We start from the raw sequence: 25,961 nt of genomic DNA, 5'->3' as shown, positions 1-25,961 counted from the left end.
TGGCTCCGGGTCGGGGCGGGTGGTTGACGCCGGTATCGTGAATGGTGCGGAATCCGCTGATAATCCCGGCCAATGTGGAAACACTGTTCGCCATGTCGAACAAAAACCCTCCCCCGGCCCATTCCCTGGACGACCTGCTCGTCTTCGCGGCGGTCGCCGAATCCGAAGGTTTTTCCGCGGCGGCCCGGCGCCTGGGCGTCTCGAAATCGATGGTCAGCAGTGCGGTCTCGCGACTTGAGGCCCGGCTGGGTGTACGCCTGCTGCAGAGAACGACACGGCGGTTGTCCCTGACCGAAGCCGGGTACGCGGCATTGCCCCATGCCCGCCAGGCACGCAGTGCCGCCCATGACGCCGAAGAAGCGGCGGTGTCGCTGCTGGCCTCGCCGCGGGGCCTGCTTCGGGTCAACGCTCCGATGTCCTTCGGCGTGCTGCACCTGGCGCCGGCGCTGGGTGCCTTCGCAAACCAGTACCCCGAGGTGGAGGTCGAGCTGGTGCTCGACGATCGCGTGGTCGACCTGGTCGGCGGGGATTTCGACCTCGCCATCCGCATCGGAACGCTGGCGGATTCTTCCCTGGTGGCCAGCTTGCTCGGTCGCAGCTCCGACGTGTTGGTGGCGCACGCCGACTACCTGGCGCGCGCCGGCCTGCCCGGCGAGCCCGCCGACCTCGCCGGGCATGCGGCACTGGTCTATTCGCTGGCGGCGACCGGACCTGGATGGACGTTCACGCGCGACGGGCGCAGCGAAACCGTGAAGGTCCGCGGGCCGCTGAAGGCCAACAGCAGCATGGCCCTGCGGGAGGCGGCGCTGCAGGGCCTGGGCATCGCGCGCCTGCCCTTGTTCGTGGCCGGCCCCGACCTGGCGGTGAACCGGTTGCAGCGGGTCTTGCCCGGTTGGGCCCTGCCCGAACACGGCATCCACCTGGTCACGTCCGCACGCGGGCACCAGCCCCGCAAGGTCACCGCCTTCGCCGATTTCCTGCGCGGCCGGATCGGGTCGCCCCCCTACTGGGAGTCAGGGAAGGCAGCGCCCTGAGCGCGGCACCCGCCGGCTTCAGCCCCGCCCGTGCGGCGCCTCCAGGTCCAGCACCGGTCCCATGGGCACGATGCCGGTCGGATTGATCATGTCGTGGCTCTGGTAGTAGTGGCCCTTGATGTGCCGGAAATCCACCGTTCCGGCCACGCCGGGCACCTGGTACAGGTCGCGCAGGAAACCCGACAGGTTCGGGTAGTCGGCGATGCGGCGAAGGTTGCACTTGAAGTGCCCCACGTACACGGCGTCGAAGCGGATGAGCGTGGTGAACAGGCGCCAGTCGGCCTCGGTCAGCGTGTCGCCGCAGGTGTAGCGGGTTTTCGCCAGCCGGCCTTCCAGCCAGTCCAGCGATTCGAACAGCGGCGCCAGCGCTTCTTCGTAGGCTTCCTGCGTGGTGGCGAAGCCGGCCTTGTACACGCCGTTGTTGACCGTGTCGTAGACGCGCTGGTTGACCCTGTCGATCTCGGCGCGCCTCAGCGCAGGGTAGAAATCGCCCGGCGCCGCGCCGACGCCGTCGAAGGCGCTGTTGAACATGCGGATGATGTCGGCCGATTCGTTGCTGACCACGGTGGCGCGCTCGCGATCCCAGAGCACCGGCACGGTGACGCGGCCGGAATAGTCCGGGTCGGCCTTGAGGTAGACCTCGTACAGGCGACGGGCGCCGAAGACCGGGTCGGGCACCACCCCGGGGCCGGGTTCGAAGGTCCAGCCTTGCTTGCCCATCAGCCAGTTCACCACCGACACGTCGATCATCTTCTCCAGCCCCTTCAGGCGCCGGAATATCAGGGTGCGGTGGGCCCAGGGGCAGGCCAGGGAAACGTACAGGTGGTAGCGCCCCGGTTCGGCCTTGAATCCGCCTTCGCCGTCGGGTCCGGGCGCGCCGTCGGCGGTGACCCAGTTGCGGAACTTCGCCTTCGACCGCTCGAAGCGCCCACCGCTCTTGTCGGTGTCGTACCAGGTGTCCTGCCACTTGCCATTCACCAGCAGACCCATGCCTTGCTCCCGTTGCGTGAACATTCGCCACGACCATAACGCGGCCTGGTAGAACGCAACGTGATCGAGGTCATCACCTGCCATCGCGCCGGCGGCGTTAGCATCGGCAGGACCGAACACGCGAGTCCCGCCATGCCTACCGTCCTCGTCACCGGCGCCACCGGCTTCTTGGGCCAGCACCTGCTGCGCGAACTGCGCGCGGCCGGGGTCGAGGTGCGCGGGCTGTCGCGTTCGCCGGCCGGCGACGTCGCCGTGGCTGCCGCGGGCGCGCAGCCGGTGCGCGGCCACCTGGGCGACGCGGCGTCGCTGGCCGCCGCCGTGGCCGGCGTCGAGGCGGTTTTCCACACGGCGTCCGACACCAACAACTGGGGCCCCGGCGACGCCGCCCAGACCGCCACCAACGTGGGCGGTACGCGGCAGCTGCTCGATGCCGCGCGCGACGCCGGCGTGCGCTGCTTCGTCTACACCTCCAGCATTTCGGCCTATTCCCACCTGGCGCCGGGGCCGCTGCGCGAGGACACGCCGCAGCAGGGCGCGCGCTCGTGGATCAACTACGAGCGAAGCAAACACGCCGCCGAACGCCTGGTGCGCGAATCCGGCCTGCCGTTCCTGGTCCTGCAGCCCTCGCACATCCTGGGCCCGGGCGATCGCAACAACTGGTCGAACCTGATCCGCATGGCCGACGCCGGCCAGTTGCCCGGGGCACCTCCCGGCTCCGGCGCCTTCGCCGACGTGCGTGAGGTCGCGCGGGCGCACGTGCGCGCCTGGCAGGGCCCAGCCCGCGACGAGGCCTGGCTGCTGGGCGGTGAGCACGCCAGCTTCCTCGGCCTGGTGGCGGAAATCGGCCGCCAGCTGGGCAAGCCGGTGCCCACGCGCGCGCTGCCGGCACCCGTGCTGCGCGCTTATGCGCGCACGCTGGACCTGGTCTCGCGCATCACCCGCAAGCCGCCGAAGCTGACCCCCGCGGCGGTGTGTTTCACCTGCCACCACCTGCAGGTGGACAGCGGCAAGGCCGAACGCGAGCTGGGCTACCGCGCCACGCCGCTTCCCGTGCTGCTGGCCGACACCATCGCCTGGCTGCGGGCCGAAGGCCTGCTGGCGACTCAGTCCACCGACAGCCCGTAACGTTCCAGGATCTCGTCGGCCGAAGCGGGTTTCGAGAACAGGTAACCCTGGCCCAGGCTCAGGCCGAGCAGGCGCAGCTGGTAGCGCTGTTCTTCGGACTCGATGCCTTCGGCGATCACTTCCAGGCCCAGCGAATCGGCCAGCAGGCGGATCGCGCGCACGATGGCGGTGCTGCCGCCGCTTTCGCCGCTGCGCAGTTCGTGCACGAAGCTGCGGTCGATCTTCAGGCCGTGCAGCGGGAAGCGGTGCAGGTAGCTCAGCGACGAATAACCGGTGCCGAAGTCGTCGAGCAGGGTCAGCACGCCGGCGTCGCGCAGCCGGCCCAGGCAGGCCTGCACTTCCTCGGGCTGTTCGAGCAGCGCGCCTTCGGTGACTTCCAGCCGCAGGTTGGCCGGGCGCACGCCGTAGCGGGTCATCAGTTCGAGCAGGCGCTCGTCGAAATCGGGCGCGCGCAGGTGCCTGGGCGACACGTTGAGCGTGGTGTAGGCACGGCCGACCGACAGCCGGCGGATGTCCTTGCAGACCAGGTCGTAGAGCTGCCAGTCCATGTGTTCGAGGCTGCCGGTTTCTTCGGCCGTGCCCAGGAAGTCGCCGGGCACGCACAGGCCGCGCACCGGGTGGTGCCAGCGCATCAGCGCCTCGAAACCCACCAGGCGGCCGTCTGCCAGGCTCAGGATGGGCTGGTAGTGCGGCACGAACTCCTGGCGGTGCAGGGCGCGGCGCAGGTCGCCTTCGAGTTCAAGCAGCTTCAGCGCCGCTTCGTGCAGGTGTTCGTCGAAGATGGCGAAGCGCTGGCGGCCGGTGGCCTTGGCGCGGTACATGGCCACGTCGGCGTCGCGCAGCAGTTCTTCCGGGCTGCGGTAGCGCGGGTCCACCAGGGCGATGCCGATGCTGGCCGAGGTGTAGAGCTCCTTGCCGGCGATGCGCATCGGCTCGGCCAGCGAGGTGATGACCCGTTCGGCCACCGCCACCGCGTCTTCGACGGTGTGGATGAAATCGAGCACGATCGCGAATTCGTCGCCGCCCAGGCGCGCCACCATGTCCGGGTCGCGCACGCAGCTGCTGATGCGGCGGGCGGCTTCCTTCAGCAGTTCGTCGCCGACCAGGTGGCCGACCGAGTCGTTGACCACCTTGAACCGGTCCAGGTCGAGAAACAGCACCGCGAACAGCTGCTTGCGGTCGTAGCGGTAGCGCGACAGCGCCAGGCCCATGCGCCCGAGCAGGTGGCTGCGGTTGGGCAGGCCGGTCAGGGTGTCGTGCATGGCCTCGTGCTTGAGCTTGTGCTCCATGCGTTCGCGCACCGATATCTGGTCGAGCAGCTCGCGGTTGGCGTCGGCCAGTTCGCTGGTGCGCGCGGCCACGCGCTGTTCGAGTTCGGCGTAGGCCTCGCGCAGTGATTCATGCGCCTGGCGGCGTTCCAGCGCCTGGGCGATGTGGAAGGACACGAAGCTAAGCAGTTCCTGGTCGCGCTTGGTGTACAGGTAGTCGGGCGTGTAGCTCTGCACGGCGATGACGCCCGCGACGGCGCCCTCGATCTGCAGCGGCACGCCCAGCCAGCACACCGACGGCGTGCCGAAGGACTGCACCTTGCCCTCGGCGACCAGGCTGTGGATGCCGTTGCGGTCGGTGAGCAGCGGTTCGCCGGAGGCCAGCACGAACTCGGTGAGGCCGCGGGCCAGCTTGCGGCGCGGGCGCGCCTGGTCGCGTTCGTCCACCGAATAAGGGAAGTCCAGCTCCTGGCCGTCGGGCGTGAGCAGGGCGATGAAGAAGTTGCGGGCGTCGAGCAGGGCGCTGACGATGCCGTGCACCTCGGCGTAGAAGACCTCGATGCTTTCGCTGCGCCCGGCCTGTTCGGCGATGCGGAACAGTGCCGCCTGCAGGCGTTCGCTGCGTTCGCGTTCGGCGACCTGCTGGCGCAGTTCGCTGGTGCGTTCGTCGACGCGCCGTTCCAGTTCTTCCTGGGCGTCGCGGCGGGCCAGCGCGGTCAGGATGTGCTGGGCCACGTAGCCGAGCAGGGCGCGGTCGTCTTCGCTGTAGCGTGTGTTCGGGTCGTAGCTCTGCACGACCACGGCGCCGCGCACCACCCCTTCGTCCACCATCGGCACGCCCAGCCAGTCTTCGCTGTCCGGGCCCAGGGTTTCATCGCGGCCGACGCCCAGTTCGATGCGCACGTCCACCGAGGGGCCAAGCACCGGCTTGCCGTGGCGGATCAGCGCCAGGGTGAGGCTGTTGCCCATTTCCGAGGCCGGGATTTCTTCGTCCGGGTCCGGACAGATGGGATCCTGGCTGTCGGCGAAATAGATGAAGCGCATCGTGTCGGTTTCGGGCGCGTACCGGACGATGTAGAAATTCTCGGCGTACATCAGCCGGCCGACGATCTCGTGCAGGCCGCGCATCACCGTGGCGGTGTCCTCGCCGGAGCTGGCCAGGTCGGAAATCGCGAACAGGGCGCGCTGCAGCCGCTCGGCCCGGCCCAGGCGTTCGACGTCCACCCGCAGCCGCTGGACTTCGGCGGCCAGTTCGGCCGGGTCCTCGGCGCGCAGCCGCACCGGCCCGGCGGGCGGCGGCGTGGCGGTGGCGACGTTGGACGAGAGCGGGCTGCGAGGCTTCAAACGGTGAACCCTTCACCTCAAGGTCGGCCCGACTATATCAGCCCGCCGCGCGGCCGCCGGCCAGCACTTCGGCGGTCGGGCCCAGGGCCACCAGCCGGCCGTCGGCGAGCACCGCGCTGCGTTCCGCCAGCGCCCGGGCGGCCTGCCAGTCGTGGGTGATGAACAGCAGGGCCAGGCCGCGTTCGCGCTTGAGCCGGGCCAGCAGGGCCAGCACGCCGGCGCGGTGCTGGGCATCAAGCGCCGACACCGCTTCGTCGCAGACCAGCAGGTCCGGGTCGGTGGCCAGGGCCCGGGCGATGGCCACGCGCTGGCGCTGGCCGCCGGAAAGCTGGTGCGGGAAGCGCGCGGCGAGCTCCGGCGCCAGGCCCACCGATTCCAGCAGGCCGGCGACACGTGCCGCCCGTCCCTGCGCCGGCGTGATGCCGTGGATGCGCAGCGGTTCGGCGACCAGGTCACGCACCCGCATGCGCGGATCGAGCGAGGCGTAGGGGTCCTGGAAAACCACGCCGATACGCCGACGCAGCGCGCGCAGCCGGCCACGACCGGCGGCCAGCAGGTCTTCGCCGTCGAAGAGGATGTGGCCCCCAACCCCCTGGCGCAGCAGCCGCAGCAGCGCGCGACCAAGGCTGGACTTGCCGCTGCCGCTTTCGCCGACCAGGGCCAGGCATTCGCCGCGGTGCAGGGCCAGGCTGATGCCGGTCACGGCCGGGCGCGCCTGGCCCGGGTAGGCCACCTGCACGGCGTCCAGGCGCAGCAGCTCGGTGCCGGGAGCCGGGGCATCCGGGGCCGGCAGCCGGTCGGCGGCCAGCAGTTCGCGGGTGTAAGGATGACGCGGGGCGGCGAAGATCGCGGCGCTGGAACCCTGCTCCACCACTTCGCCCTGGCGCAGGATCGCCAGTTGGCCGGCATGGCGGGCGACCAGGGGCAGGTCGTGGCTGACCAACAGCACCGACACGCCCAGGTCGGTGCGCAGCGTGTCGAGCATCGCCAGGGCCTCGCGCGCCAGGCGCGGGTCCAGGGCCGAGGTGGGTTCGTCGGCCAGCAGCACGCGCGGATGGCCGGCCAGGGCCAGGGCCAACAGCACACGCTGGCGCTGGCCGCCGGACAGCTGGTGCGGGTAGCGGCGCAGCATCTGCGCGGGCGCCGGCAGCTGCAGGCGTTCGAACAGTGCCATTGCCTCCCGGCGGGCGCCGGCGCGGTCGAGCCCGCGCAGCAGGCGCAGCGATTCTTCCAGCTGCGCGCCGAGCGTGCGCAGCGGGTGCAGCGCCGCCTGCGGGTCCTGCGGCACCCAGGCCAGCACGCGGCCGGGCAGCATGGCGTGGCGGGCACCGTCCAAGGGGAAGCGTTCGCCATCAAGTTCGATGTCGCCGCGGGCCCGCAGGCCGGGCGGCAGCAGGCCCAGCAGGGCGGCGATGGTCAGGCTCTTGCCGCTGCCGCTTTCGCCGACCAGGCCCAGGCACTCCCCCGCGGGCAGGACCAGGCTGACCGGCCCCAGCAGCCGACGTTCGCCGGCATGCACCTGAAGGCCGTGCAGCGAGAGTTGGCTCATGAAGCTTCCCCGCGCACGTCCAGCCAGTCGCGCAGGCCGTCGCCCAGGAACTGGAAGGCGGCCAGCGTCGCCACCAGGAAACCGGCCGGGAACAGCAGCGACCACGGCGCGACGTCCAGCTCCTGGGTGCCTTCGCCCAGCAGGCCGCCCCAGCTGGCGGCGGGTTCGTCCACGCCCAGGCCCAGGAAGCCCAGGAAACTTTCCACCAGGATCGCCTGCGGCAGGATCAGGCCCAGGTACACCAGGCCCAGCGGCAGCAGGTTGGGCAGCAGGTGCCAGCGCAGCACCTGGTCGAAGCGGGCGCCGGCGGCGCGGGCGGCCAGCACGAAGGGCATGTCACGCAGGCGCGCGGCTTCGGCGCGCACGACGCGGGCCAGGTCGATCCAGACGTAGCCGCCGATCGCCGCCAGCAGCAGCCACAGCGAACGCCCGAACAGCGCCAGCAGCAGGATCACGATCAGCAGGAAGGGCAGCGCCGACAGCACGTCCAGCCCGCGCACCATCGCGCGTTCGGTGCGGCCACCGGCGTAGCCGGCAATGGCGCCGTAGGCCAGGCCGATGACCAGCGCGACCGCGGTGGCCAGGGCGCCGATGGTCAGCGAAAGGCGGCCGCCGGCCAGCGTGCGCGCCAGGATGTCGCGGCCGATCGCATCGGTGCCGAACCAGTGCCCGTTCGAAAGCGATGGCGGCGCCGAGAGCGCGCTCCAGTCCGGACGATGCGGGTCCGGCAGGCCAAGCAGCCACGGTCCGGCCCAGCAGGCAAGCACCAGCGCCGCGATCACCCACAGGCAGGCACGGGCGGATCGGGGCAGGGGGCGGGGGCCGGACATGCCGGGAATCTTAGCGGTCGCGCGGGCGGCGTATCATGGGCCGGTCAAATCCACGGATCCACGGCATGGCTTTTCCCTATACCCGTCCCCGCCGGCTTCGCCGCGACGACTTCTCGCGCCGGCTGGTGCGCGAAAGCCGCCTGAGCGCCGACGACCTGATCCTGCCCGTGTTCATCCACGAGCCCGACGGCCGCGCCCCGGTGGCCTCGATGCCGGGCGTTGAACGCCAGTCGGTGGACGAGCTGCTGCGCACGGCCGCCGACGCCGTGGCGCTGGGCATCCCGGCCATCGTGCTGTTCCCGGTGACCGCGCCCGAGGCCAAGTCGCTCGACGCCGCAGCGGCCTGGGCCGACGACGGCCTGGCCCAGCGCGCCATCCGCGCCCTGAAGCGCGAGTTCCCCCAGCTCGGGGTGATCACCGACGTCGCGCTCGACCCCTACACCTCGCACGGCCAGGACGGCCTGGTGGACGGCGACGGCTACGTGGCCAACGACGACACCGTCGAAGCCTTGGTAAAACAGGCCCTGTCGCACGCCGACGCCGGCGCCGACGTGGTGGCGCCCAGCGACATGATGGACGGCCGCATCGGTGCCATCCGCGAAGCGCTGGAAGAGTCCGGGCACGTCAACACCCGCATCCTGGCCTATTCGGCCAAGTACGCCTCGGCTTTCTACGGCCCCTTCCGTGATGCCGTCGGCAGCGCCGGCGCCCTGGGCAAGGGCGACAAGACCACCTACCAGATGGACCCGGGCAATTCCGACGAAGCCCTGCGCGAGGTCGGCCTGGACCTCGACGAAGGCGCCGACATGGTGATGGTCAAACCCGGCCTGCCCTACCTGGACATCGTGCGGCGGGTGAAGGACCACTTCGGCGTGCCCACGTTCGCCTACCAGGTGAGCGGCGAATACGCGATGCTCAAGGCGGCCGCCATGAACGGCTGGCTGGACGAACGCGCCTGCGTGCTCGAGGCGCTGCTGGGCTTCAAGCGTGCCGGCGCTGACGGCGTGCTCACCTATTTCGCGCTGGACGCGGCGCGCTGGCTCAAGGAGGACTGACATGACTGCCCGTTACGCCGTGTTCGGACACCCCGTGGTGCACTCGCTGTCGCCGCGCATCCACGCCGCCTTCGGCACCCAGCTGGGCATTGCGATGCAGTACGCCGCCATCGACGCCTCGCCGGAAGACTTCGCCAACGCCCTGGCCGCCTTCGCCGCGGGCGGCGGCCTGGGCGCCAACATCACGCTGCCGCACAAGGAACGCGCCCTGGCCCTGTGCACCGAAGCCAGCGACCGCGCGCGCCGCGCCGGCGCCGCCAACACCCTGAGCCGGCGCAACGGCCAGTGGCACGGCGACAACACCGACGGCATCGGCCTGGTGCACGACCTCACCGAACGCCGCCGCCTGGACCTGCGCGGCCGCCGGGTGCTGATGCTGGGCGCCGGTGGCGCTGCCCGCGGCGTGTCCCCGTCCCTGCTCGATGCCGGCATCGGCGAACTGTGGGTGGTCAACCGCACCGCCGAACGCGCCGACGCCCTGGCTGACGCGCTGGGCGAACCGGGCCGCGTGCATACCCGCTACTGGTCGGACCTGGGCAACCTGGGTGCCTTCGACATGGTCGTCAACGCCACGTCGGCCGGGCGCAGCGGCGGCATCGAACTGCCGTTTTCGCTGACCACCTCGCGCACGCTGGCCGTGGACCTGAGCTACGGCGAAGCCGCGGTGTCCTTCCTGGCCTGGGCCCGGGCCGCGGGCTGCGAACACGCCTTCGACGGCATCGGCATGCTGGTGGAACAGGCGGCCGAGAGTTTCGCGATCTGGCACGGCAAGCGCCCGGACACCGACCCGGTGTTCGCCTCGCTCACCGCGCGCGCGGACGCGCTGCAGACCGCGGACTGAGTCGCGGCGGCCGGGCTCAGGGCGCCAGGTAGGCGTCCTTGAGCTTCACGTAGTGTTTGGCGCTGTAATAGAGCTGCTCGATTTCCTTGTCGCTGAGCTTGCGCACCGGCTTGGCCGGGTTGCCCAGCCAGAGCTCGCCGCTGAGCACCTTCTTGCCCGGCGGCACCACGGCGCCGGCGCCGACGAAGCCGTGGTCCATCACCTCGGCGCCGTCGAGCACCGTCGCGCCCATGCCGATGAGCACCGCGTTGCCGATCGTGCAGGCATGCACGATGGCGCCGTGGCCGATGGTGACGTCGTCGCCGATGATCGTCGGGAAGCCGCCCGGCCGGGTGAACGGGCCTTCGTGGGTGACGTGGATGATGGTCCCGTCCTGGATGTTGGTGCGGGCGCCGATGCGGATGTGGTTGACGTCGCCGCGCACCACGCAGCCCGGCCAGACCGAGCTGTCTTCGCCCAGGTGCACGTCGCCGATGACGGTGGCGGCCGGGTCCACGTAGGCCCGGGCGCCGAGGGTGGGCACGATGCCCTTGAAGGGACGTATGTTCATGCCGCGATTCTAACGGGTGGCGGCGGTAGACTGCCCGCATGGACACTGCCCCGCACCCCGACCAGGACCTGCGCCCGCTGCTGGCCCACCTGCGCGCCGCCCACCAGCGCCAGGTGCCCGGCTACCGGCAGCGCATGGACGACCTCCAGCGGCTGGGCGAAGCCGTGCGCCGCCACCGCGACGAGCTGGTGAAGACGGTGTCGGCCGATTTCGGCCGCCGGTCGCGCCACGAGACCCTGGCGGCCGACGTCATGGTCACCCTGGATGAAATCAGCCACCTGCGCCGCCACCTGCGCCGCTGGATGCGGCCCGAGCGGCGCGGCGTCAACCTGGCCTTCCTGCCGGCGCGGGCCGAAATCCGCCGCCAGCCGCTGGGCGTGGTCGGCATCGTGGCGCCCTGGAACTACCCGATCCAGCTGGCCCTGATTCCGCTGGCCGACGCCATCGCCGCCGGCAACCACGTCATGCTCAAGCCGTCCGAGCACACGCCGCGCACCTCGCAGCTGCTGGCGCGGCTGCTGGCCGAAGTCTTCCCGGCCGAACGCGTGGCCGTGGTGCAGGGCGACGCCGCGATCGGCGCGGCCTTCAGCCGGCTGCCCTTCGACCACCTGCTGTTCACCGGCTCGACCACGGTCGGGCGGGCGGTGATGGCCGCCGCGGCGCCCAACCTGGTGCCGGTGACCCTGGAGCTGGGAGGCAAGTCGCCGGCCCTGGTGGCGCCGGACTACCCGATCGAACAGGCGGCCGACCGCATCGCCGCCGGCAAGTGTTTCAACAGCGGCCAGACCTGCGTGGCGCCGGACTACGTGCTGGTGCCGCGCGACCAGCGCGACGCCTTCGTGCGCGCCTACATGGCCTCGGTGCGCCGGCGTTACCCGAACCTGGCCAGCAATCCCGACTACACCGCCATCGTCAATCCGGGCCAGGCCGAACGCCTGCGCAGCTGGCTCGACGATGCCCGCGAACGCGGCGTCGGCGTCGTGCAGCACCGCCCCGACGGCGACCCGCCGCCGCCGGGCGTGGAAGTGATCCCGCCGACCGTGCTGCTCGACCCGCCGGACGAGGCGCGGGTGATGCAGGAGGAAATCTTCGGCCCGCTGCTGCCGGTGAAGTCCTACGACAGCCACGACAAGGCCATCGAATACATCCTGGGCCGCGACCGGCCGCTGGCGTTCTACCCTTTCGACAACCAGCGCCAGCGCCTGCGCCATACGCTTGACCGCGTGGTGGCCGGCAGCGTCTGCGTCAACGACACCCTGGTGCAGTTCGGCCAGCATTCGCTGCCGGTGGGCGGCGTCGGACCCAGCGGCATGGGCCAGTACCATGGCGAAGCCGGTTTCCTGACCTTCACCAAGCCGATGCCGGTGATGTACCAGTCGCGCCTGAACGGCATGAAGATATTCGACCCGCCGTTCGGCAAGCTGGCCGACTTCGTGGTCAAGCTGCTTACCCGCTGATCCCGGCCGCGCGGGTTGAATCGCGGCCGTCCCGACGCCATGTGACTGCCATGACCCAGAATCCGAACCCCCTGCTCGCCGACGCCGAACTGCCGGCGTTTTCCGCCATCACGCCCGCCCACGTGAATCCCGCCATCGACGAGGTCCTGGCCGGCTTCCGCGCCGAGGTCGAACGCCTGGCCGCCGACCCGGCGGCGCGCGACTTCAGCACGCTGATGGCGCCGCTCGAGCGCTGGGAGGAAACCCTGGGCCGCACCTTCTCGCCGGTGTCGCACCTGCACGGGGTGAAGGATTCGCCCGAACTGCGCGAGGCCTATTCGGCGGCGCTGGAAAAGCTGACCGAACATTCCACCGAACTCGGCCAGCACCGCGGCCTCTATGCCGCCGTGAAGGCGCTGCGCGAATCGCCGGCTTTCGACACGCTCGACCGGGCCCGCAAGACGCTCGTCGAAGACAGCCTGCGCGGCTTCAAACTCAGCGGCGTGGCCTTGGAAGAGCCGGCGCGTTCGCGCTTCAAGGCCATCCAGAATGAACTGAGCAAGCTCGAGACCGCCTTCGAGGAAGCCGTGCTCGACGCCACCGACGCCTGGACCCGCCCGGTCGGCGAAGCCGAACTCGCCGGCCTGCCCGCGTCCGCCCGCGACATGCTGCGCGCGATGGCGAAGGAGAAGGACGCCGAAGACTGGCTGGCCACGCTCAAGGGTCCGGTGGTGCAGGCCGTGCTGACCTTCGCCGACAGCCGCGCGCTGCGCGAGGAAATCTACACCGCCACCAGCACCCGCGCCTCCGACCAGGGGCCGCATGCCGGCCAGTACGACAACAGCGAACGCATCGGCCAGATCCTGGCCCTGCGCCATGAAGCCGCGCAGCTGCTGGGTTTCGCCTCGGCCGCGCACGAATCCCTGGACGACAAGATGGCCGGCACGCCCGAACGCGTGCTGGGCTTCCTGCGCGAACTCGCCGCCAAGGCGCGGCCGGTGGCGCAGCGCGAGTACCAGGAGCTGCGCGCCTTCGCCGCGGAGAAACTCGGCATCGCCGACCTGCAGCCCTGGGACGTTGCCTACGCCTCGGAAAAACTGCGCGAGTCGCGTTTTGCCTTCAGCGAAGAAGACCTCAAGCCTTACTTCCCGCTGCCGGCGGTGATGCAGGGCCTGTTCACCGTCGCCGAACGTGTGTTTGGCGTGCGCCTGGCCGAACGCCAGGGCGTGGACGCCTGGCACAAGGACGTGCACTTCTTCGACGTGGTGGACAAGGACGGCAGCGTGCGCGCCGGCGTTTACCTCGACCACTACGCCCGCGCCGGCAAGCGCGGCGGCGCCTGGATGGACGTGTGCCGCGCGCGCCTCAACGACGGCGTCAGCGCGCACAAGCCGGTGGCCTACCTCACGTGCAACTTCCCTCCCCCGAATGACGACACGCCGGCCCTGCTGACCCACGACGACGTGGTTACGCTGTTCCACGAGTTCGGCCATGGCCTGCACCACCTGCTGACCGAAGTGGACTGGCCCAGTGTCGGCGGCATCAGCGGCGTGGAGTGGGACGCGGTGGAGCTGCCCAGCCAGTTCATGGAGAACTTCGCCTGGCAGCGCGAGGCCCTGGACATGTTCGCGAAGCACTACCAGACCGGCGAACGCCTGCCCGACGCGCTGTACGCCAAGATGCTCGAGGCCAGGCACTTCCACGCCGGCCTGTTCCTGGTGCGGCAGCTGGAGTTCGCGCTGTTCGATTTCCGCATGCACCTGGAATTCGACCCGGCGCACGGCCCGCGCACGCTGGCGCTGCTGGACGAAGTGCGCGACGAAGTCGCGGTCATCCGGCCGCCGGCCTTCAACCGCTTCCCGCACGCATTCACCCACATCTTCGCCGGCGGCTATTCGGCCGGCTACTACAGCTACCTGTGGGCGGAAGTGCTGAGCGCCGACGCGTTTTCGGCTTTCGAACAGGCCGGCGTCTTCGACGCCGACACCGGCGCCCGCTACCGCCGCGAAATCCTCGCCGTCGGCGGCTCGCGCCCGGCCCTGGAGAGTTTCGTCGCCTTCCGCGGCCGCGAACCCGACCCGGACGCCTTGCTGCGCAGCTACGGCCTGGCGGCCTGATCAGCCGCCGCGCCAGATCATGTACACGTCGGCGCGCTGGTAGTGGCTGCCGGGTTTGATGGCGGGCTGGCGCTCGAAGCCGACGCTTTCGTAGAGCCTGAGCGCGGGCTGCAGGCGGGTCTGGGATTCCAGGAATAGTTCCTTGCCGCCAAGGCGCTGGAACTCGGCGATGGCGGCTTCCATCAGCTTGCGACCGATGCCCAGGCCCTGGTGGCCGGGGGTGACGGCCATCTTGGTCAGTTCGTACACGCCGGGCGTGTCGACCATGAGCGCGCAGGTGCCGACCACGTCCTCGCCGACCATCGCGAACAGGATGCTGCCGCCGGGCTCGAGGATGTGCTTTTCCGGTTCCGACATCACCGCGTGGTCTATCGGTTCGATCTGGAAGTACCGGGCCAGCCATTCGGCATTGAGCCGGTAGAAATGTTCACGCAGCCCGGGTGAAAAGGGTTCGATGCGCACCGTATCGGCCTGCAGCAGCTTCATCCGCCGCGCCACGTCGGCGGGCAGCGGCTGTTCGTCCAGGCTGGCTTCGTACTGCGTCAGCGCGCCCAGCAGGTCGACGCCGGTGTCCATGATCCGCCGCTCCACGCTGGCCCGCATCGCCTGCCACAGCGGCCGGGCGGCGCGCAGTTCCTGCTGGCAGCGGTCGCTCAGGGCCAGCACGCGCTGGCGGCGGTCGCCGTCGCCGGGCACGCGCTGCAGCCAGCCGCCCTTGATCAGCTTGGTGGCCAGCTGGCTGATGGCCGAATGGGTGAGGCCGATCTCGCGGGCGATTTCGCCGACGCTCAGCGGACCGCGCTGTTCAAGCAGCCGCAGCACCGGGAACCAGCGCGCCTGCAGGCCGATGCCATGTTCGCGGTAGACCTGGTCGACCAGGTCGTAGCTGCGTTCGCTGAGCACCTTCAGGCGGCTGGCCAGGGCCAGGGTGCCCTGCACGGACAGGAAGCTCATGCGAACTCCGACAGTAGTTGTGTAAGCGCTAACGTAATACCTGAGGAGGGGCCGCGCAAGTCCCCCGCGTCGTGGGCGCGGACGCCGGGTTGCGGCCCCCGGCCCGCATCGGCGAGGCTGCCCGGATGCCCCCGTCCCCCGCCACAGGCCCGGCCCGCGGATGAACCCCGGCCGCCGCCTCTCGCTGATCGTCGCGACCACCCTGTTCATCGAAACCATGGACTCGACGGCGATCGCGACTTCGCTGCCGGTCATCGCCGAAGACCTGGGCACCGAGCCGATCGCGCTGAAGCTGGCGCTGACCGCCTACCTGCTGGCGCTGGCGGTATTCATTCCGGTCAGCGGCTGGGTGGCCGACCGCTTCGGCGCCAAGCGCACCTTCATGCTGGCCATCGGCGTGTTCCTGCTGGGCTCGCTGGCCTGCGCGGCCAGCGCCAGCCTCGAGCAGCTGGTTGCCGCGCGCTTCCTGCAGGGCATGGGCGGCGCGCTGATGGTGCCGGTGGGTCGGCTGGTGCTGCTGCGCACCGTGCCCAAGAACGAACTGGTGCAGGCCCTGAGCTGGCTGACCATCCCGGCGCTGGTGGCGCCGATCCTGGGCCCGCCCATCGGCGGCTTCATCGCCACCTACAGCGACTGGCGCTGGATCTTCCTGATCAACATCCCGATGGGCCTGGTCGGCATGGTGCTGGCCTGGCGTTTCGTGCCCGACCTGCGCGAGCCGGTGAAGCCGTTGGACTGGACCGGCTTCGCGCTGTCGGGCCTGGGCCTGGCGCTGGCCTTGTTCGGTTTTTCGACGCTGGGCCGGCACCTGGTGTCGACGCCGGTGGCCGTGGCCACGCTGGTCGTGGGCGTGGCCGCCATGGTGGCCTACGTCTGGCATGCGCGCCGGCATCCGCACCCGCTGATCGACCTGGGCCTGCTGCGGCTGCCCACGTTCCGCGCCGGCGTGGTGGGCGGCATGCTGTTCCGCATCGGCATCGGCGCCACGCCATTCCTGCTGCCGCTGATGCTGCAGCTGGGTTTCGGCCTGACGCCACTGCAGTCGGGCCTGCTGACCTTCGTGTCCGCCGTGGGCGCGATCTTCATGAAGACGATGGCGGCGGCGGTGCTGCGGCGCTTCGGCTTCCGGCGGGTGCTGTGGGTCAACGCCCTGCTGGCTTCGGCCATGCTGGCGGGTTTCGGCCTGTTCCGGGCCGACACCGCGCACTGGGTAATCATGGCGGTGTTGCTGGTGTCGGGCTGCTTCCGCTCGCTGCAGTTCACCAGCCTCAATGCCATCAGCTACGCCGAAGTCGACCAGGCCCGCATGGGCCAGGCCAGCAGCCTGTCGGGCATGCTGCAGCAGTTTTCGCTGGCGCTGGGCGTGGCCATCGGCGGCTACGCGCTGCAGGTGGCCGGCAGCTTCACCGGCCAGGACTACGCCGACCCGGCCAACTTCGGCTGGGCCTTCCTGACGGTGGGCGTCATCTCGGCGCTGTCGGCCTGGATGATGTACCGCCTGCCGCACGACGCCGGCGCCGAGATGGCCGGCCGCGCGGAAGTGGGCAAGGAACTGTCGGAACAAAAAGCCGAACAGCGCTCCGCGACCTAGGCGAAGAACTCGCGGAAGCCGGCGATGGCACGTTCCAGCCCGGCGTCGTCGATATCCAGGTGCGTCACCAGCCGAACCCGCGCGCCGCGGCCGGCGGAGATGCGCACGCCGCGGGCTTCGAGCGCCTTGGCCAGTTCCGCCAGGCGGCCGTCGGGCACGGTGACGAACAGGATGTTGGTGAACGCACCGTCCACCGCCAGGCCGAGTGAGCGCAGTGCGTCGGCGAGTTCACTCGCGCGGCGGTGGTCATCGGCCAGCCGGGCCACGTGGTGGTCGAGCGCGTGGTGCGCCATCGCCGCCATGATGCCGGCCTGGCGCCAGCCGCCGCCCAGCACCTTGCGCCAGCGCCGGGCCTTGTCCACCAGTGCCCGCGAGCCGGCCAGCACCGAACCCACCGGCGCGCCCAGGCCCTTGGACAAACACACCGACACCGAATCGAAATGCCCGGCGATCTGCGCCGCCGGCACGCCGCAAGCCACGGCGGCGTTGTAAAGACGCGCGCCGTCGAGATGGAAGGCCAGCCCGCGTTCGCGCGCGAACGCGCCGGCCTGCGCCAGGTAATCAAGCGGCAGCGGCCGGCCGTGCCAGGTGTTTTCAAGCGCCAGCAGGCGGGTGCGGGCGAAATGCGGGTCGCCCAGTGGTTTCACCGCAGCATCCAGGGCCTCGATCGGCAGCGTGCCGTCGGCCGCATGCACGATGGGCTGCGGCTGGATCGAACCCAACACCGCCGCGCCACCGCCCTCGTACTTGTAGGTGTGCGCGTCCATGCCCACCAGGTATTCGTCGCCGCGTTCGCAGTGGCCCATGAGGGCCAGCAGGTTGGACTGGGTGCCGCTGGGCACGTACAGCGCGGCCTCGAAACCCAGCTCGCGCGCGACCCGGTCCTGCAGCGCGTTGACGCTGGGGTCGTCGCCCATCACGTCGTCGCCGACCGCGGCCGAAAGGCCGGCCTGGCGCATCGCCGGGGTGGGCTGGGTGACGGTGTCGCTGCGCAGGTCCGCCCACTTCATGCTTTCACGCCTCCGGTCAGGTCATGCGCCGCAGGGCATCGTCGCGGCGAACGAAGTGATGGTACAGCGCCGCCACCACGTGCAGGCCAACCACCCAGTAGAACGCGGTGCCGACCAGTTCGTGCAGGTCCTCGAACCGGTGGGCCAGGCCTTCGTCGGGCGACACCAGGGCCGGCACGACGATCTGGGTGAAGGGCAGCAGCAGTTCCTTGCCGTCGGTCCAGGCAGTCAGCAGGCCCAGCACCGGCTGCGCCACCAGCATGGCGTACAGCAGAACGTGGATGGCCCGGGCGGGCACGGCCTGCCACGCGGGCAAGGGCGGCTTCACGGCCGGCGCCGGGCGCGAGAACACCAGCAGCAGGCGCGGCAGCATCAGTGCCAGGATCGCGATGCCGATCCAGAAATGCGCCTGCAACATCGCCAGGCGGGCGTCGGAACCACGCTCGAAGTTTTCGCGGCCCAGGATGAACACATAGGCCAGCACCATCAGCAGGGCGATGCCCCAGTGCAGCGCGCGGCGCGACGGGGCATAGCGGGGCGTTCGGAAGGCCATGGGTGTTCTCCGGGCGCAAGGATCCGCTTCTAGGGTGCGCCGATTCGAACCGCCCGCCTTGATTCCGGTCAAGCCTTCGCCGCGGGGCGCGCGAACGGTTAGCATTCGCGCCATGGAAACCACCACCCTCGCCAGCTGGAACGTCAATTCCCTCAACGTGCGCCTGCCGCACCTCGAGGAGTGGCTGAAACTTCGCCAGCCCGACATCGTCGGCCTGCAGGAAACCAAGCTCGAGGATCCGCGCTTCCCGGATTCGGTGCTGGCGGGCCTGGGCTACCGCAGCGTGTTCTGCGGCCAGAAGACCTACAACGGCGTGGCCATCCTGTCGCGCCGGCCGATCGACGAAATCAGCTGCGTGATGGGCATCCCGGGCTTCGAGGACGAACAAAAGCGCGTCATCGCCGCCACCGTCGGCGACCTGCGCATCGTCAACCTGTACGTGGTCAACGGCCAGGACGTCGGCACGGAAAAGTATGACTACAAGCTGCGCTGGCTCGACGCCGTCCACGACTGGCTGGCCGAGGAGCTCAAGTCCCACCCAAAGATGGTGGTGATGGGCGATTTCAACATCGCCCCCGACGATCGCGACGTGCATGACCCGGCGGTGTGGAATGAAAACCACATCCTCACGTCCACCGCCGAACGCGCGGCGCTGCGCCGGCTGATGGACCTGGGCCTGCACGACAGCTTCCGCCTGCACAACGAAGAAGGCGGCGTCTTCAGCTGGTGGGACTACCGGGCCGCCGGCTTCCGCCGCAACCTGGGCCTGCGCATCGACCTGTGCCTGGTGTCCGACGCCCTGCGCGAGCACTGCACCGCCGCGGAAATCGACCGCGAGCCGCGCACCTGGGAACGCCCCAGCGACCACACGCCGGCGATGGTGACGCTCGGCTAACGCAGGCAGCGCGAGAAGAAGTCCCCCGCCATGCGATAGCGATGCAGGGCGTCCGCACCCTGCAGGCCGTGCTTGGCGCCCGGGTAGGTCATCAGTTCGAAGGGCGTGCCGCGCTTTTGCAGCTCGGACATCAGCTTGGTCGAATTGGTGAACAGCACGTTGTCGTCGGCCATGCCGTGCACCAGCAGCAGCTTCGAGCGCAGGCCGTCGAGGTGGGTGAACACGGAAGAGACGCGGTAGCCGTCCGGATTGCTGGCCGGGTGGTCCATGTAGCGTTCGGTGTAATGGGTGTCGTACAGCGCCCAGTCGGTGACCGGCGCGCCGGCGACACCGCAGGCGTAATGGTCGCTGGCCTGGGCGAGCAGCATCAGCGTCATGTAGCCGCCGTTGGACCAGCCGTGCACGCCGATGCGCGCCGGGTCCACCCAGGGCTGCTTGCGCAGGAATTCGACGCCGGCCACCTGGTCCTGCACCTCCACCGTGCCCTGGCGGCCATACAGGGCGCCGCCGAACTTCGCGCCGCGCCTGGGCGTGCCGCGGTTGTCCAGCGAAAACACCACGTAGCCGTTCTGGGCCAGGTACTGGTTGAACAGGTGGTCGGTGCGTCCCGGCCACGCCCGCGTCACCGTTTGCGCCGCGGGACCGCCGTAGACGTACACGACCACCGGGTATTTGCGGGCCGGGTCGAAGTCCGCGGGTTTGACCAGGCTGTAGTGCAGTTCGCTGCCGTCGGCCGCGGCGAAGCTGCCGAACTCGACCGGCCGGTGCGCGCCGCGGTAGGGCGCGTACGGATGGGCCGGGTCGGAAAGGTCGTTCGCGACCAGGGTCGCCAGCAGGCTGCCGTCGGCCTTGAACAGCTGGGTCTGCGGCGGCGTCGTCGGGTTCGACCACAGGTCCACGAACACGGCCGCGTTGGCGCTGAAGCTGGCCTCGTGCATGCCGGGTTGCACGCTGAGGCGGCGCGTTTCACCGCCGGCCAGGGGCACGGCGTAGACGTGTTTTTCCAGCGCCGAATCCTTGGTGCCGGCGATGTAGGCCAGGCCGGTCGCCTCGTCCACGCCCAGCAGCGCATCCACCACCCAGTCGCCGGAGGTCAGCACGCGTTCGAGCGCGCCGTCGGCGGCATGCAGCTGCAGGTGTTCGAAACCGCTGCGCTCGGAAATCCAGAGCAAACGACCGTCGGCCAGGAAACGCAGGCCGTTGTGCAGCGGCACCCAGGTTTCGCTGGTTTCGGTCACCAGCACGCGCTGCCTGCCGGTCGCCAGCGAGGTCTCGACCAGTTCCAGGGTGCGCTGGTCGCGCGACTGCCGCTGGAAGGTCAGCACGCCGGGTGCACGCCACTGAACCCGCGGCAGGTAGATGTCGGCTTCCTGGCCCAGGTCCACGTCGGTCACTGAAAGCTTCGCCGGGCGGTCCACGCCGGCCTTGCCCGCGCGCATCGTCGCCAGGTTGGCCACGTGCAGGCCGATGCGCACGTTCGGGTCGCCGGCGGCCGGGTAGCGCTGCTGCACGACCTCGGTGCGGTCGGCGTACATTTCGTAGCGCTTTTGCACCGGCACCGGCGATTCGTCGATGCGGGTGAAGGCCACGGCCGAATCGTCCGGCGCGAACCAGTAGCCGGTGTGCCGGTCCATTTCTTCGTCGGCCACGAACTCGGCCACGCCGTTGCCGATGGTTTCGCTGCCGTCCCCGGTGAGCTGGATCTCGCGGCCGGTGGCCAGGTCGATCAGCCACAGGTTGCGCTCGCGCACGAAGCCCACGTACTTGCCGCCCGGCGACACCTTCGGGTCGGTGGCGAAGCCGGTGCCCGAGGTCAGCTTGCGCACCGGGTCGGCGACGTCGTCGCCCAGGTCGTACAGGTAAAGTTCGCCGCCCAGCGGGAACAGCAGCGCCTGCGAGGACGGCGCCCACTGGTAATCCACGATGCCGCTGAAGGCCGCGATGCGCTGGCGCTCGCGCCGCGCCTTTTCTTCGTCCGACAGGGTTTCCTCGCCCGGCAGCACGAGCTTGGAATCCACCAGGCGCCGGGTTTCGCCGCTGGCGATGTCGTATTCCCAAAGGTCCAGCTGGAAGCGGTCGTCGTCCTTGCCGCGCAGGAAGGTGACGCGTTTGCCGTCGGGAGAGATCGCCGGCTTCATCAGGCTGGGGCCGGACAGTGGCTTGTCGCCGGTGATGGCTTCCAGCGTCAGGGTCTGGGCGGAGGCGGCAGCGGAAAGGGTCATCAGGGCGGCAATCAGGAAGGTCTTCATGGGGTCAGTCGGCGGTCATGCCCTGGTAGTTGATCTCGATCCAGCGCTCGGGCTTCATGAATCCTTGGCCCCAGTCGGCGTCGAAGTCGGCGGTGGGCCTGGTGGCCAGCACCTGTTCGAGGCTCTTGCCTTCGGCGATCAGCGTTTCCAGCCGGTCGTGCACCGTGCGCAGCATGTCCAGGTAGTCCTCGAGCTGCTTGCGGCCGACCACGGCCGGGCCGTGCCCGGGGATGAAACGGGTATCGGGCCCGGCCATCGCCAGCAGTCGTTCGGTGGCCGCCGCCATGCCCGCCAGGCTGCCGCCGCTGCTGTAGTCCACCACCGGGTAGACGCCGTAAAAGACGATGTCGCCGGTATGGATGATGTCCGCTTCGACCAGGTGCACGACGGCGTCGCCGTCGGTGTGCGCGGACGGGATGTGGATGGCGTGCACCGTGTGCCCGCCCATGTGGAAGCTGGTGCGGTCGTTGAAGGTGACCACGGGCAGCGCCGGCCCGGGCGAGGCCGGCACCTCGCGGTTGAAGGCGGCCACGAACTGGTCGGTGGACATGCGCTTGCGCACGTTGTCGTGCGCCACCACCAGGCTGCCGCCGGCCGCGAAGGCTTCATTGCCGCCGGTGTGGTCGCCGTGCCAGTGGGTGTTGAGCACGAAACGCACCGGCTGGTCGGTCACCCCGCTCACGGCCGCCTGGATCTTCGGCGCCAGCGGTGCGTACTGGTCGTCGATGAGGAAGGCGCCGTCGCGCCCCACCACCAGGCCGACGTTGCCACCGGCGCCCTGGATCGAATACACGCCGTCGGCCACCGGGGTGGCGCTTACTTCCACCTTGGAAAAATCCTGCGCGGCCAGTGGGGCCGACGGCAGGGACAGGACAAGCAGGGTCAGCAGTCGGCGCGGCATCGGCAGGCTCCGGTGGGTCAGGCGAGGTAGCCGCCGTCGACCGGCAGCGCGGCGCCGGTCAGGTAGGACGCGGCGGGGGAGGCGAGGAACAGCACGGCGGGCGCGATCTCGCCCGGCTGCGCCATGCGCGCCAGCGGGATCAGGCGCAGCATCATGTCCATGATCTTGGGATTGCCGGTTAGTGCCGAAGCGAACTTCGTATCCGTCAGGCCCGGCAGCACGGCGTTCACGCGCACGCCCAGCGGCGCCAGTTCCTTGGCGAAGCCTTCGGTCATGTTGACGATGCCGGCCTTGGTCATCGAGTACACCAGCTGGCCGGGCGCCGCGCGCCGGGCGTTGACCGAAGCGACGTTGACGATGGCGCCGCCGTGGCCCTTCATGCGCCGGGCCGCCTGCACCGTCGTCCAGAAGTAGCCGCGCAGGTTCACTTCCACGGTTTTTTCGTAGGCGTCGAGCGTCATGTCCACGGCCGGCCCGAAGTAGGGGTTGGCGGCGGCGTTGTTGACCAGGATGTCCACGCGCCGGCCGGCGGCGTCGAGTGTTTCAAACAGTGCGTCGATCGCCGCCGTGTCGCCCACGTGCACCGCATGGGCCTCGGCGGAGCCCCCGGCGTCGCGGATGGCGCCGGCCACGGCCTCGCAGCCTTCGATCTTGCGGCTGGTGCAAATCACGTGCGCGCCGTGCCCGGCCAGAAGGTGGGCGATGGCTTCGCCGATGCCGCGCGAGGCACCGCTTACCAGGGCGGTTTTCCCGCCCAGGTTGAACAGGGGGTCGGTCACGAAAGGCTCCGGGGACAAGGGGTTAACGGCAGGATTGTTATGCTCGGGAATCTAGCACAGGCCCCACCCGGGGCCCGGCACACCGGAGCAACACGATGGGGCAGCGGCGGGTCTTGATCACGGGGGCGGGTAGTGGCCTGGGCCAGGCGCTGGCGCATCGGTACGCGCGGGCCGGCGACAAGGTCGCCTGCGTCGACCTCGACGCCGCGCGCGCCGAACTCACGCGCGCCGCGCTGGCCGGCGACGGCCACCTGGCCATGGCCGCCAACGTCGCCAGTGACGAGGCCATGGAACAGGTGCACGAACGCATCGCCGGCGAATGGGGCGGCCTGGACGTGCTGGTCAACAACGCCGGCATCGCCACCGGCGGTGCCATGGTCGACACCACGCCGGCCGAATGGCGCAACGCGCTGGACGTGAACCTGATGGGCGTGGTGCGCGGCTGCCGGCTGTTCCTGCCCGGCATGATCGCCGCCGGTCGTGGCCAGGTCATCAACACCGCCAGCTTCGCCGGCCTGGCCGGCGCGCCCAGCATCATGAGCTACGGCGTGTCCAAGGCGGCCGTGGTGGCGCTGAGCGAACAGCTGCGCGCCGAGCTGCACGACAAGGGCATCCGGGTCAGCGTGCTGTGCCCGGCGTTTTTCCAGACCAACCTGCTCGAGAGCTGGCAGGGCGACCCGCGCCTGAAGGCCTTCGCAGGGCGCATGATGGAAACCTCGCCCGATACGCTCGACGGCGTCGCCGACCGCTGTTTCGCCGCGGTCGAACGCGGCGAGTTCCTGGTGCTGCCGACCCGGCGCGAGCCGATGCGCTGGCGCCTGAAGCGCTGGTTCCCCGAAACCTACTTCAATCAGCTCCTGAAGCTGGCCAAGGCCAGGAGCGCGGGATAACGACATGGACTGGATGATCTACGGCGCCAACGGCTATACCGGCAAGATGGTGGTGGAAGAAGCCGTGCGGCGCGGGCTGCGGCCGGTGCTGGCGGGGCGCAATGCCGCCGCGCTCGAACCGCTGGCGCAGCAGCACGGCCTGCCGGTGCGCGCGTTCACGCTCGACAACCCCACGGCGCTTCGCACGGGCCTCAACGGCATCGGCCTGGTGCTGCACTGCGCCGGCCCGTTCTCCGCCACCAGCGCACCGATGCTCGATGCCTGCCTGGACGTGGGCGCGCACTACCTGGACATCACCGGCGAAATCGACGTTTTCGCGCATTGCCATTCGCGCGACGCACAGGCCCGCCAGAAGGGCATCGTGGTGCTGCCGGGCGCGGGCTTCGACGTGGTGCCCACCGACTGCCTGGCCGCCATGCTCAAGCGCGACCTGCCCTCGGCCACCTCCCTGGTGCTGGCTTTCGAGGCCGGTGGCGGGCCCAGCCCCGGCACGGCCAAGACCAGCGTCGAAGGCCTGGGCAAGGGCGGGCGCGCGCGCATCGGCGGTGAACTCAGGCGCGTGCCGCTGGCATGGAAGACCCGCACCTTCGAACGCGACGGCGAACAGCGCTTCGCGATGACCATCCCCTGGGGCGATGTCTACACTGCCTACCTGTCCACCGGCATCCCCGATGTCGAGGTCTACATGGGCGTGCCGCCTTCCACGGCCATCAAGCTGCGCCGCCTGCGCCTGCTCGGCCCGCTGCTGGGCCTGGGGCCGGTGCAGTCCCTGCTCAAGCGCCAGGTGGAGAAGAAGGTGCGTGGGCCCTCGGACAGCACCCGCGGCAAGACCGGCTGCGTGGTCTGGGGCGAGGTGCGCGACGACCAGGGCGGCGAACTGGCGCGCCAGCTGCGCACGCCCAACGGCTACGAACTCACCGTGACCGCATCGCTGGGCATCGTGCAGCGGCTGCTGGTCGAACCGGCGCCGACGCCGGGCTTCCATACGCCTTCGCAACTGATGGGTGCCGACTACGTGCTGTCGCTTCCCGGCGTGCGCCTGGCCTGAAGATGGCGCTTGGCAGGGCCGGTCCTTGCCACTACGCTTGCCGGGCCCGGTCCCGGGCGCCTTTCTGGAGTTCACCATGCGCATGCCTGCCATCATCATCGGCGTCATCCTGCTTGTCGTCGGCGGGCTTATCACTGCCGGCGTGTTCAAGTACGACAGCAAGGAAACCGCCGAACTCGGCCCCATCGAACTCAGCGTCACCAAGGAAAAGTCGCCGCCGATCAACCTCGGCTGGATCCTCCTGGGCGTCGGCGCGGTCGCCGTCGTGATCGGCGCGGCCAGCAAGAAATAATCCAAGGAAACCCATGTCCAACCCCGCTCCCACCGCCACGCCGAAGCTCGGCCCGCTGTCCACGCTGATCTTCGCGTCGCGCTGGCTGCAGCTGCCGCTTTACCTGGGGCTGATCCTGGCCCAGTGCGTCTACGTGTTCCTGTTCATGAAGGAACTGACGCACCTGATCACCGACGCCAACATCCTCACCGAGATGGGGATCATGCTGCTGGTGCTGGGCCTGATCGACGTGGTCATGATCTCCAACCTGCTGGTGATGGTGATCGTGGGCGGCTACGAAACCTTCGTTTCGCGCCTGAACCTGCAGGGCCACCCCGACCAGCCCGAGTGGCTCAGCCACGTCAACGCTTCGGTGCTGAAGGTGAAGCTGGCGATGGCGATCATCGGCATCTCCTCGATCCACCTGCTCAAGACCTTCATCGAGGCCGGCGCGCTGGGCGGCGTGCCGCTGTGCAGCAGCCAGGAAGGCATCGAAGCCGTGCGGCTGATGGCCGAGATCGGCTCGAAGGACAAGGGCTGCACCTCGGTGACGTCGGTGGGCGTGATGTGGCAGACCATCATCCACATGGCCTTCATCATCTCGGCGATTGGCATTGCCTGGACCGACAAGCTGATGTCGCAGTCCACGGCGGCAAGCAAGAAGCACTGAGGCCGGCAAAA

The 25,961-nt window shown here is 69.8% G+C and carries 23 protein-coding genes; 12 read left to right on the top strand and 11 right to left on the bottom strand.

Annotated elements, in window-relative coordinates:
• The first annotated feature begins 92 nt into the window (after positions 1 to 92).
• On the top strand, positions 93 to 1,034 hold the full coding sequence (locus IEX13_RS08825) for a LysR family transcriptional regulator (RefSeq protein WP_188663312.1): 942 nt from the start codon (positions 93 to 95) through the stop codon (positions 1,032 to 1,034).
• A gap of 18 nt (positions 1,035 to 1,052) precedes the next feature.
• On the opposite strand, the gene IEX13_RS08820 is transcribed toward IEX13_RS08825, so the two are convergent.
• Positions 1,053 to 2,024: a glutathione S-transferase family protein gene (locus tag IEX13_RS08820; protein ID WP_188663310.1), complete on the bottom strand. Its 972-nt coding sequence runs from the start codon at positions 2,022 to 2,024 to the stop codon at positions 1,053 to 1,055.
• Between the two features lie 132 nt (positions 2,025 to 2,156).
• On the opposite strand from IEX13_RS08820, the gene IEX13_RS08815 reads away from it, so the two are divergent.
• Positions 2,157 to 3,149, top strand: coding sequence for an NAD-dependent epimerase/dehydratase family protein (locus tag IEX13_RS08815; protein ID WP_188663308.1), 993 nt, complete (start codon positions 2,157 to 2,159; stop codon positions 3,147 to 3,149).
• Here IEX13_RS08815 and IEX13_RS08810 read toward each other — a convergent pair.
• From IEX13_RS08810 to IEX13_RS08800, 3 genes are read right to left on the bottom strand one after another with little or no spacing between them, the layout of a single operon-like run.
• Entirely contained in the window at positions 3,128 to 5,761 is a 2,634-nt protein-coding gene (locus IEX13_RS08810; RefSeq protein ID WP_188663306.1) for a bifunctional diguanylate cyclase/phosphodiesterase, read from the bottom strand. The two genes, IEX13_RS08815 and IEX13_RS08810, sit on opposite strands and share 22 nt — an antisense overlap.
• Positions 5,762 to 5,798: 37 nt before the next feature.
• Complete coding sequence (locus IEX13_RS08805) at positions 5,799 to 7,310, bottom strand: ATP-binding cassette domain-containing protein (protein WP_188663304.1); 1,512 nt, start codon at positions 7,308 to 7,310, stop codon at positions 5,799 to 5,801.
• A complete protein-coding gene (locus IEX13_RS08800) occupies positions 7,307 to 8,140 on the bottom strand; it encodes an ABC transporter permease (protein ID WP_188663302.1) in 834 nt (277 codons plus the stop codon). The genes IEX13_RS08805 and IEX13_RS08800 overlap by 4 nt, the downstream gene beginning before the upstream one ends.
• Positions 8,141 to 8,205: 65 nt before the next feature.
• On the opposite strand from IEX13_RS08800, the gene hemB reads away from it, so the two are divergent.
• Entirely contained in the window at positions 8,206 to 9,195 is a 990-nt protein-coding gene (gene hemB, locus IEX13_RS08795) for a porphobilinogen synthase (RefSeq protein ID WP_188663301.1), read from the top strand.
• Position 9,196: 1 nt separating this feature from the next.
• Positions 9,197 to 10,036 carry a shikimate dehydrogenase gene (gene aroE, locus IEX13_RS08790; protein ID WP_188663300.1) on the top strand — a complete coding sequence of 280 codons (840 nt, stop codon included), beginning with the start codon at positions 9,197 to 9,199 and terminating at the stop codon, positions 10,034 to 10,036.
• A gap of 16 nt (positions 10,037 to 10,052) precedes the next feature.
• Here aroE and IEX13_RS08785 read toward each other — a convergent pair whose 3' ends face one another.
• Positions 10,053 to 10,586 carry a gamma carbonic anhydrase family protein gene (locus tag IEX13_RS08785; protein WP_188663299.1) on the bottom strand — a complete coding sequence of 178 codons (534 nt, stop codon included), beginning with the start codon at positions 10,584 to 10,586 and terminating at the stop codon, positions 10,053 to 10,055.
• A 38-nt stretch (positions 10,587 to 10,624) separates the two neighbouring features.
• Here IEX13_RS08785 and IEX13_RS08780 point away from each other — a divergent pair, with 38 nt between their 5' ends.
• Together IEX13_RS08780 and IEX13_RS08775 are read left to right on the top strand one after the other, a co-directional pair.
• Positions 10,625 to 12,043, top strand: coding sequence for a coniferyl aldehyde dehydrogenase (locus IEX13_RS08780; RefSeq protein WP_188663298.1), 1,419 nt, complete (start codon positions 10,625 to 10,627; stop codon positions 12,041 to 12,043).
• Positions 12,044 to 12,093: 50 nt separating this feature from the next.
• Entirely contained in the window at positions 12,094 to 14,139 is a 2,046-nt protein-coding gene (locus tag IEX13_RS08775; protein WP_188663297.1) for a M3 family metallopeptidase, read from the top strand.
• Here the strand turns inward: IEX13_RS08775 and IEX13_RS08770 are convergent, their stop codons facing one another.
• A complete protein-coding gene (locus IEX13_RS08770) occupies positions 14,140 to 15,093 on the bottom strand; it encodes a bifunctional helix-turn-helix transcriptional regulator/GNAT family N-acetyltransferase (RefSeq protein ID WP_188663296.1) in 954 nt (317 codons plus the stop codon).
• A 160-nt stretch (positions 15,094 to 15,253) separates the two neighbouring features.
• Between IEX13_RS08770 and IEX13_RS08765 the strand changes: the two genes are divergently transcribed.
• Positions 15,254 to 16,684: a DHA2 family efflux MFS transporter permease subunit gene (locus IEX13_RS08765; protein ID WP_188663295.1), complete on the top strand. Its 1,431-nt coding sequence runs from the start codon at positions 15,254 to 15,256 to the stop codon at positions 16,682 to 16,684.
• On the opposite strand, the gene ltaE is transcribed toward IEX13_RS08765, so the two are convergent.
• Together ltaE and IEX13_RS08755 are read right to left on the bottom strand one after the other, a co-directional pair.
• Positions 16,681 to 17,694, bottom strand: coding sequence for a low-specificity L-threonine aldolase (gene ltaE / locus IEX13_RS08760; RefSeq protein ID WP_188663293.1), 1,014 nt, complete (start codon positions 17,692 to 17,694; stop codon positions 16,681 to 16,683). The two genes, IEX13_RS08765 and ltaE, sit on opposite strands and share 4 nt — an antisense overlap.
• 16 nt (positions 17,695 to 17,710) lie before the next feature.
• Positions 17,711 to 18,247: a cytochrome b gene (locus IEX13_RS08755; RefSeq protein ID WP_188663292.1), complete on the bottom strand. Its 537-nt coding sequence runs from the start codon at positions 18,245 to 18,247 to the stop codon at positions 17,711 to 17,713.
• A 112-nt stretch (positions 18,248 to 18,359) separates the two neighbouring features.
• On the opposite strand from IEX13_RS08755, the gene xth reads away from it, so the two are divergent.
• Positions 18,360 to 19,142, top strand: coding sequence for an exodeoxyribonuclease III (xth, locus tag IEX13_RS08750; RefSeq protein WP_188663290.1), 783 nt, complete (start codon positions 18,360 to 18,362; stop codon positions 19,140 to 19,142).
• On the opposite strand, the gene IEX13_RS08745 is transcribed toward xth, so the two are convergent.
• From IEX13_RS08745 to IEX13_RS08735, 3 genes are read right to left on the bottom strand one after another with little or no spacing between them, the layout of a single operon-like run.
• Positions 19,139 to 21,391, bottom strand: coding sequence for a S9 family peptidase (locus IEX13_RS08745; RefSeq protein WP_188663289.1), 2,253 nt, complete (start codon positions 21,389 to 21,391; stop codon positions 19,139 to 19,141). The genes xth and IEX13_RS08745 overlap by 4 nt on opposite strands.
• Before the next feature lie 4 nt (positions 21,392 to 21,395).
• Positions 21,396 to 22,292, bottom strand: coding sequence for an MBL fold metallo-hydrolase (locus tag IEX13_RS08740; protein WP_188663288.1), 897 nt, complete (start codon positions 22,290 to 22,292; stop codon positions 21,396 to 21,398).
• A gap of 17 nt (positions 22,293 to 22,309) precedes the next feature.
• Entirely contained in the window at positions 22,310 to 23,071 is a 762-nt protein-coding gene (locus IEX13_RS08735; protein ID WP_188663287.1) for a glucose 1-dehydrogenase, read from the bottom strand.
• Positions 23,072 to 23,166: 95 nt separating this feature from the next.
• On the opposite strand from IEX13_RS08735, the gene IEX13_RS08730 reads away from it, so the two are divergent.
• From IEX13_RS08730 to IEX13_RS08715, 4 genes are all read left to right on the top strand, one after another.
• Positions 23,167 to 23,961 (top strand): SDR family NAD(P)-dependent oxidoreductase, encoded by a 795-nt coding sequence (locus IEX13_RS08730; protein WP_188663286.1) that lies wholly within the window; start codon positions 23,167 to 23,169, stop codon positions 23,959 to 23,961.
• Between the two features lie 4 nt (positions 23,962 to 23,965).
• Entirely contained in the window at positions 23,966 to 25,009 is a 1,044-nt protein-coding gene (locus tag IEX13_RS08725; protein WP_188663285.1) for a saccharopine dehydrogenase family protein, read from the top strand.
• A gap of 76 nt (positions 25,010 to 25,085) precedes the next feature.
• The gene (locus tag IEX13_RS08720; RefSeq protein WP_188663283.1) at positions 25,086 to 25,301 is read left to right on the top strand and encodes a hypothetical protein; all 216 of its coding nucleotides are present in this window, start codon (positions 25,086 to 25,088) and stop codon (positions 25,299 to 25,301) included.
• Between the two features lie 13 nt (positions 25,302 to 25,314).
• Positions 25,315 to 25,950: a TIGR00645 family protein gene (locus tag IEX13_RS08715; protein ID WP_188663281.1), complete on the top strand. Its 636-nt coding sequence runs from the start codon at positions 25,315 to 25,317 to the stop codon at positions 25,948 to 25,950.
• Positions 25,951 to 25,961: the final 11 nt, after the last annotated feature.

This window comes from Arenimonas soli (assembly GCF_014643775.1).
GTDB classification, from domain to species: Bacteria; Pseudomonadota; Gammaproteobacteria; order Xanthomonadales; family Xanthomonadaceae; genus Arenimonas; species Arenimonas soli.
Note: the sequence above shows the minus strand (reverse complement) of the source record. Positions and strands in the feature narration are given on the sequence as shown.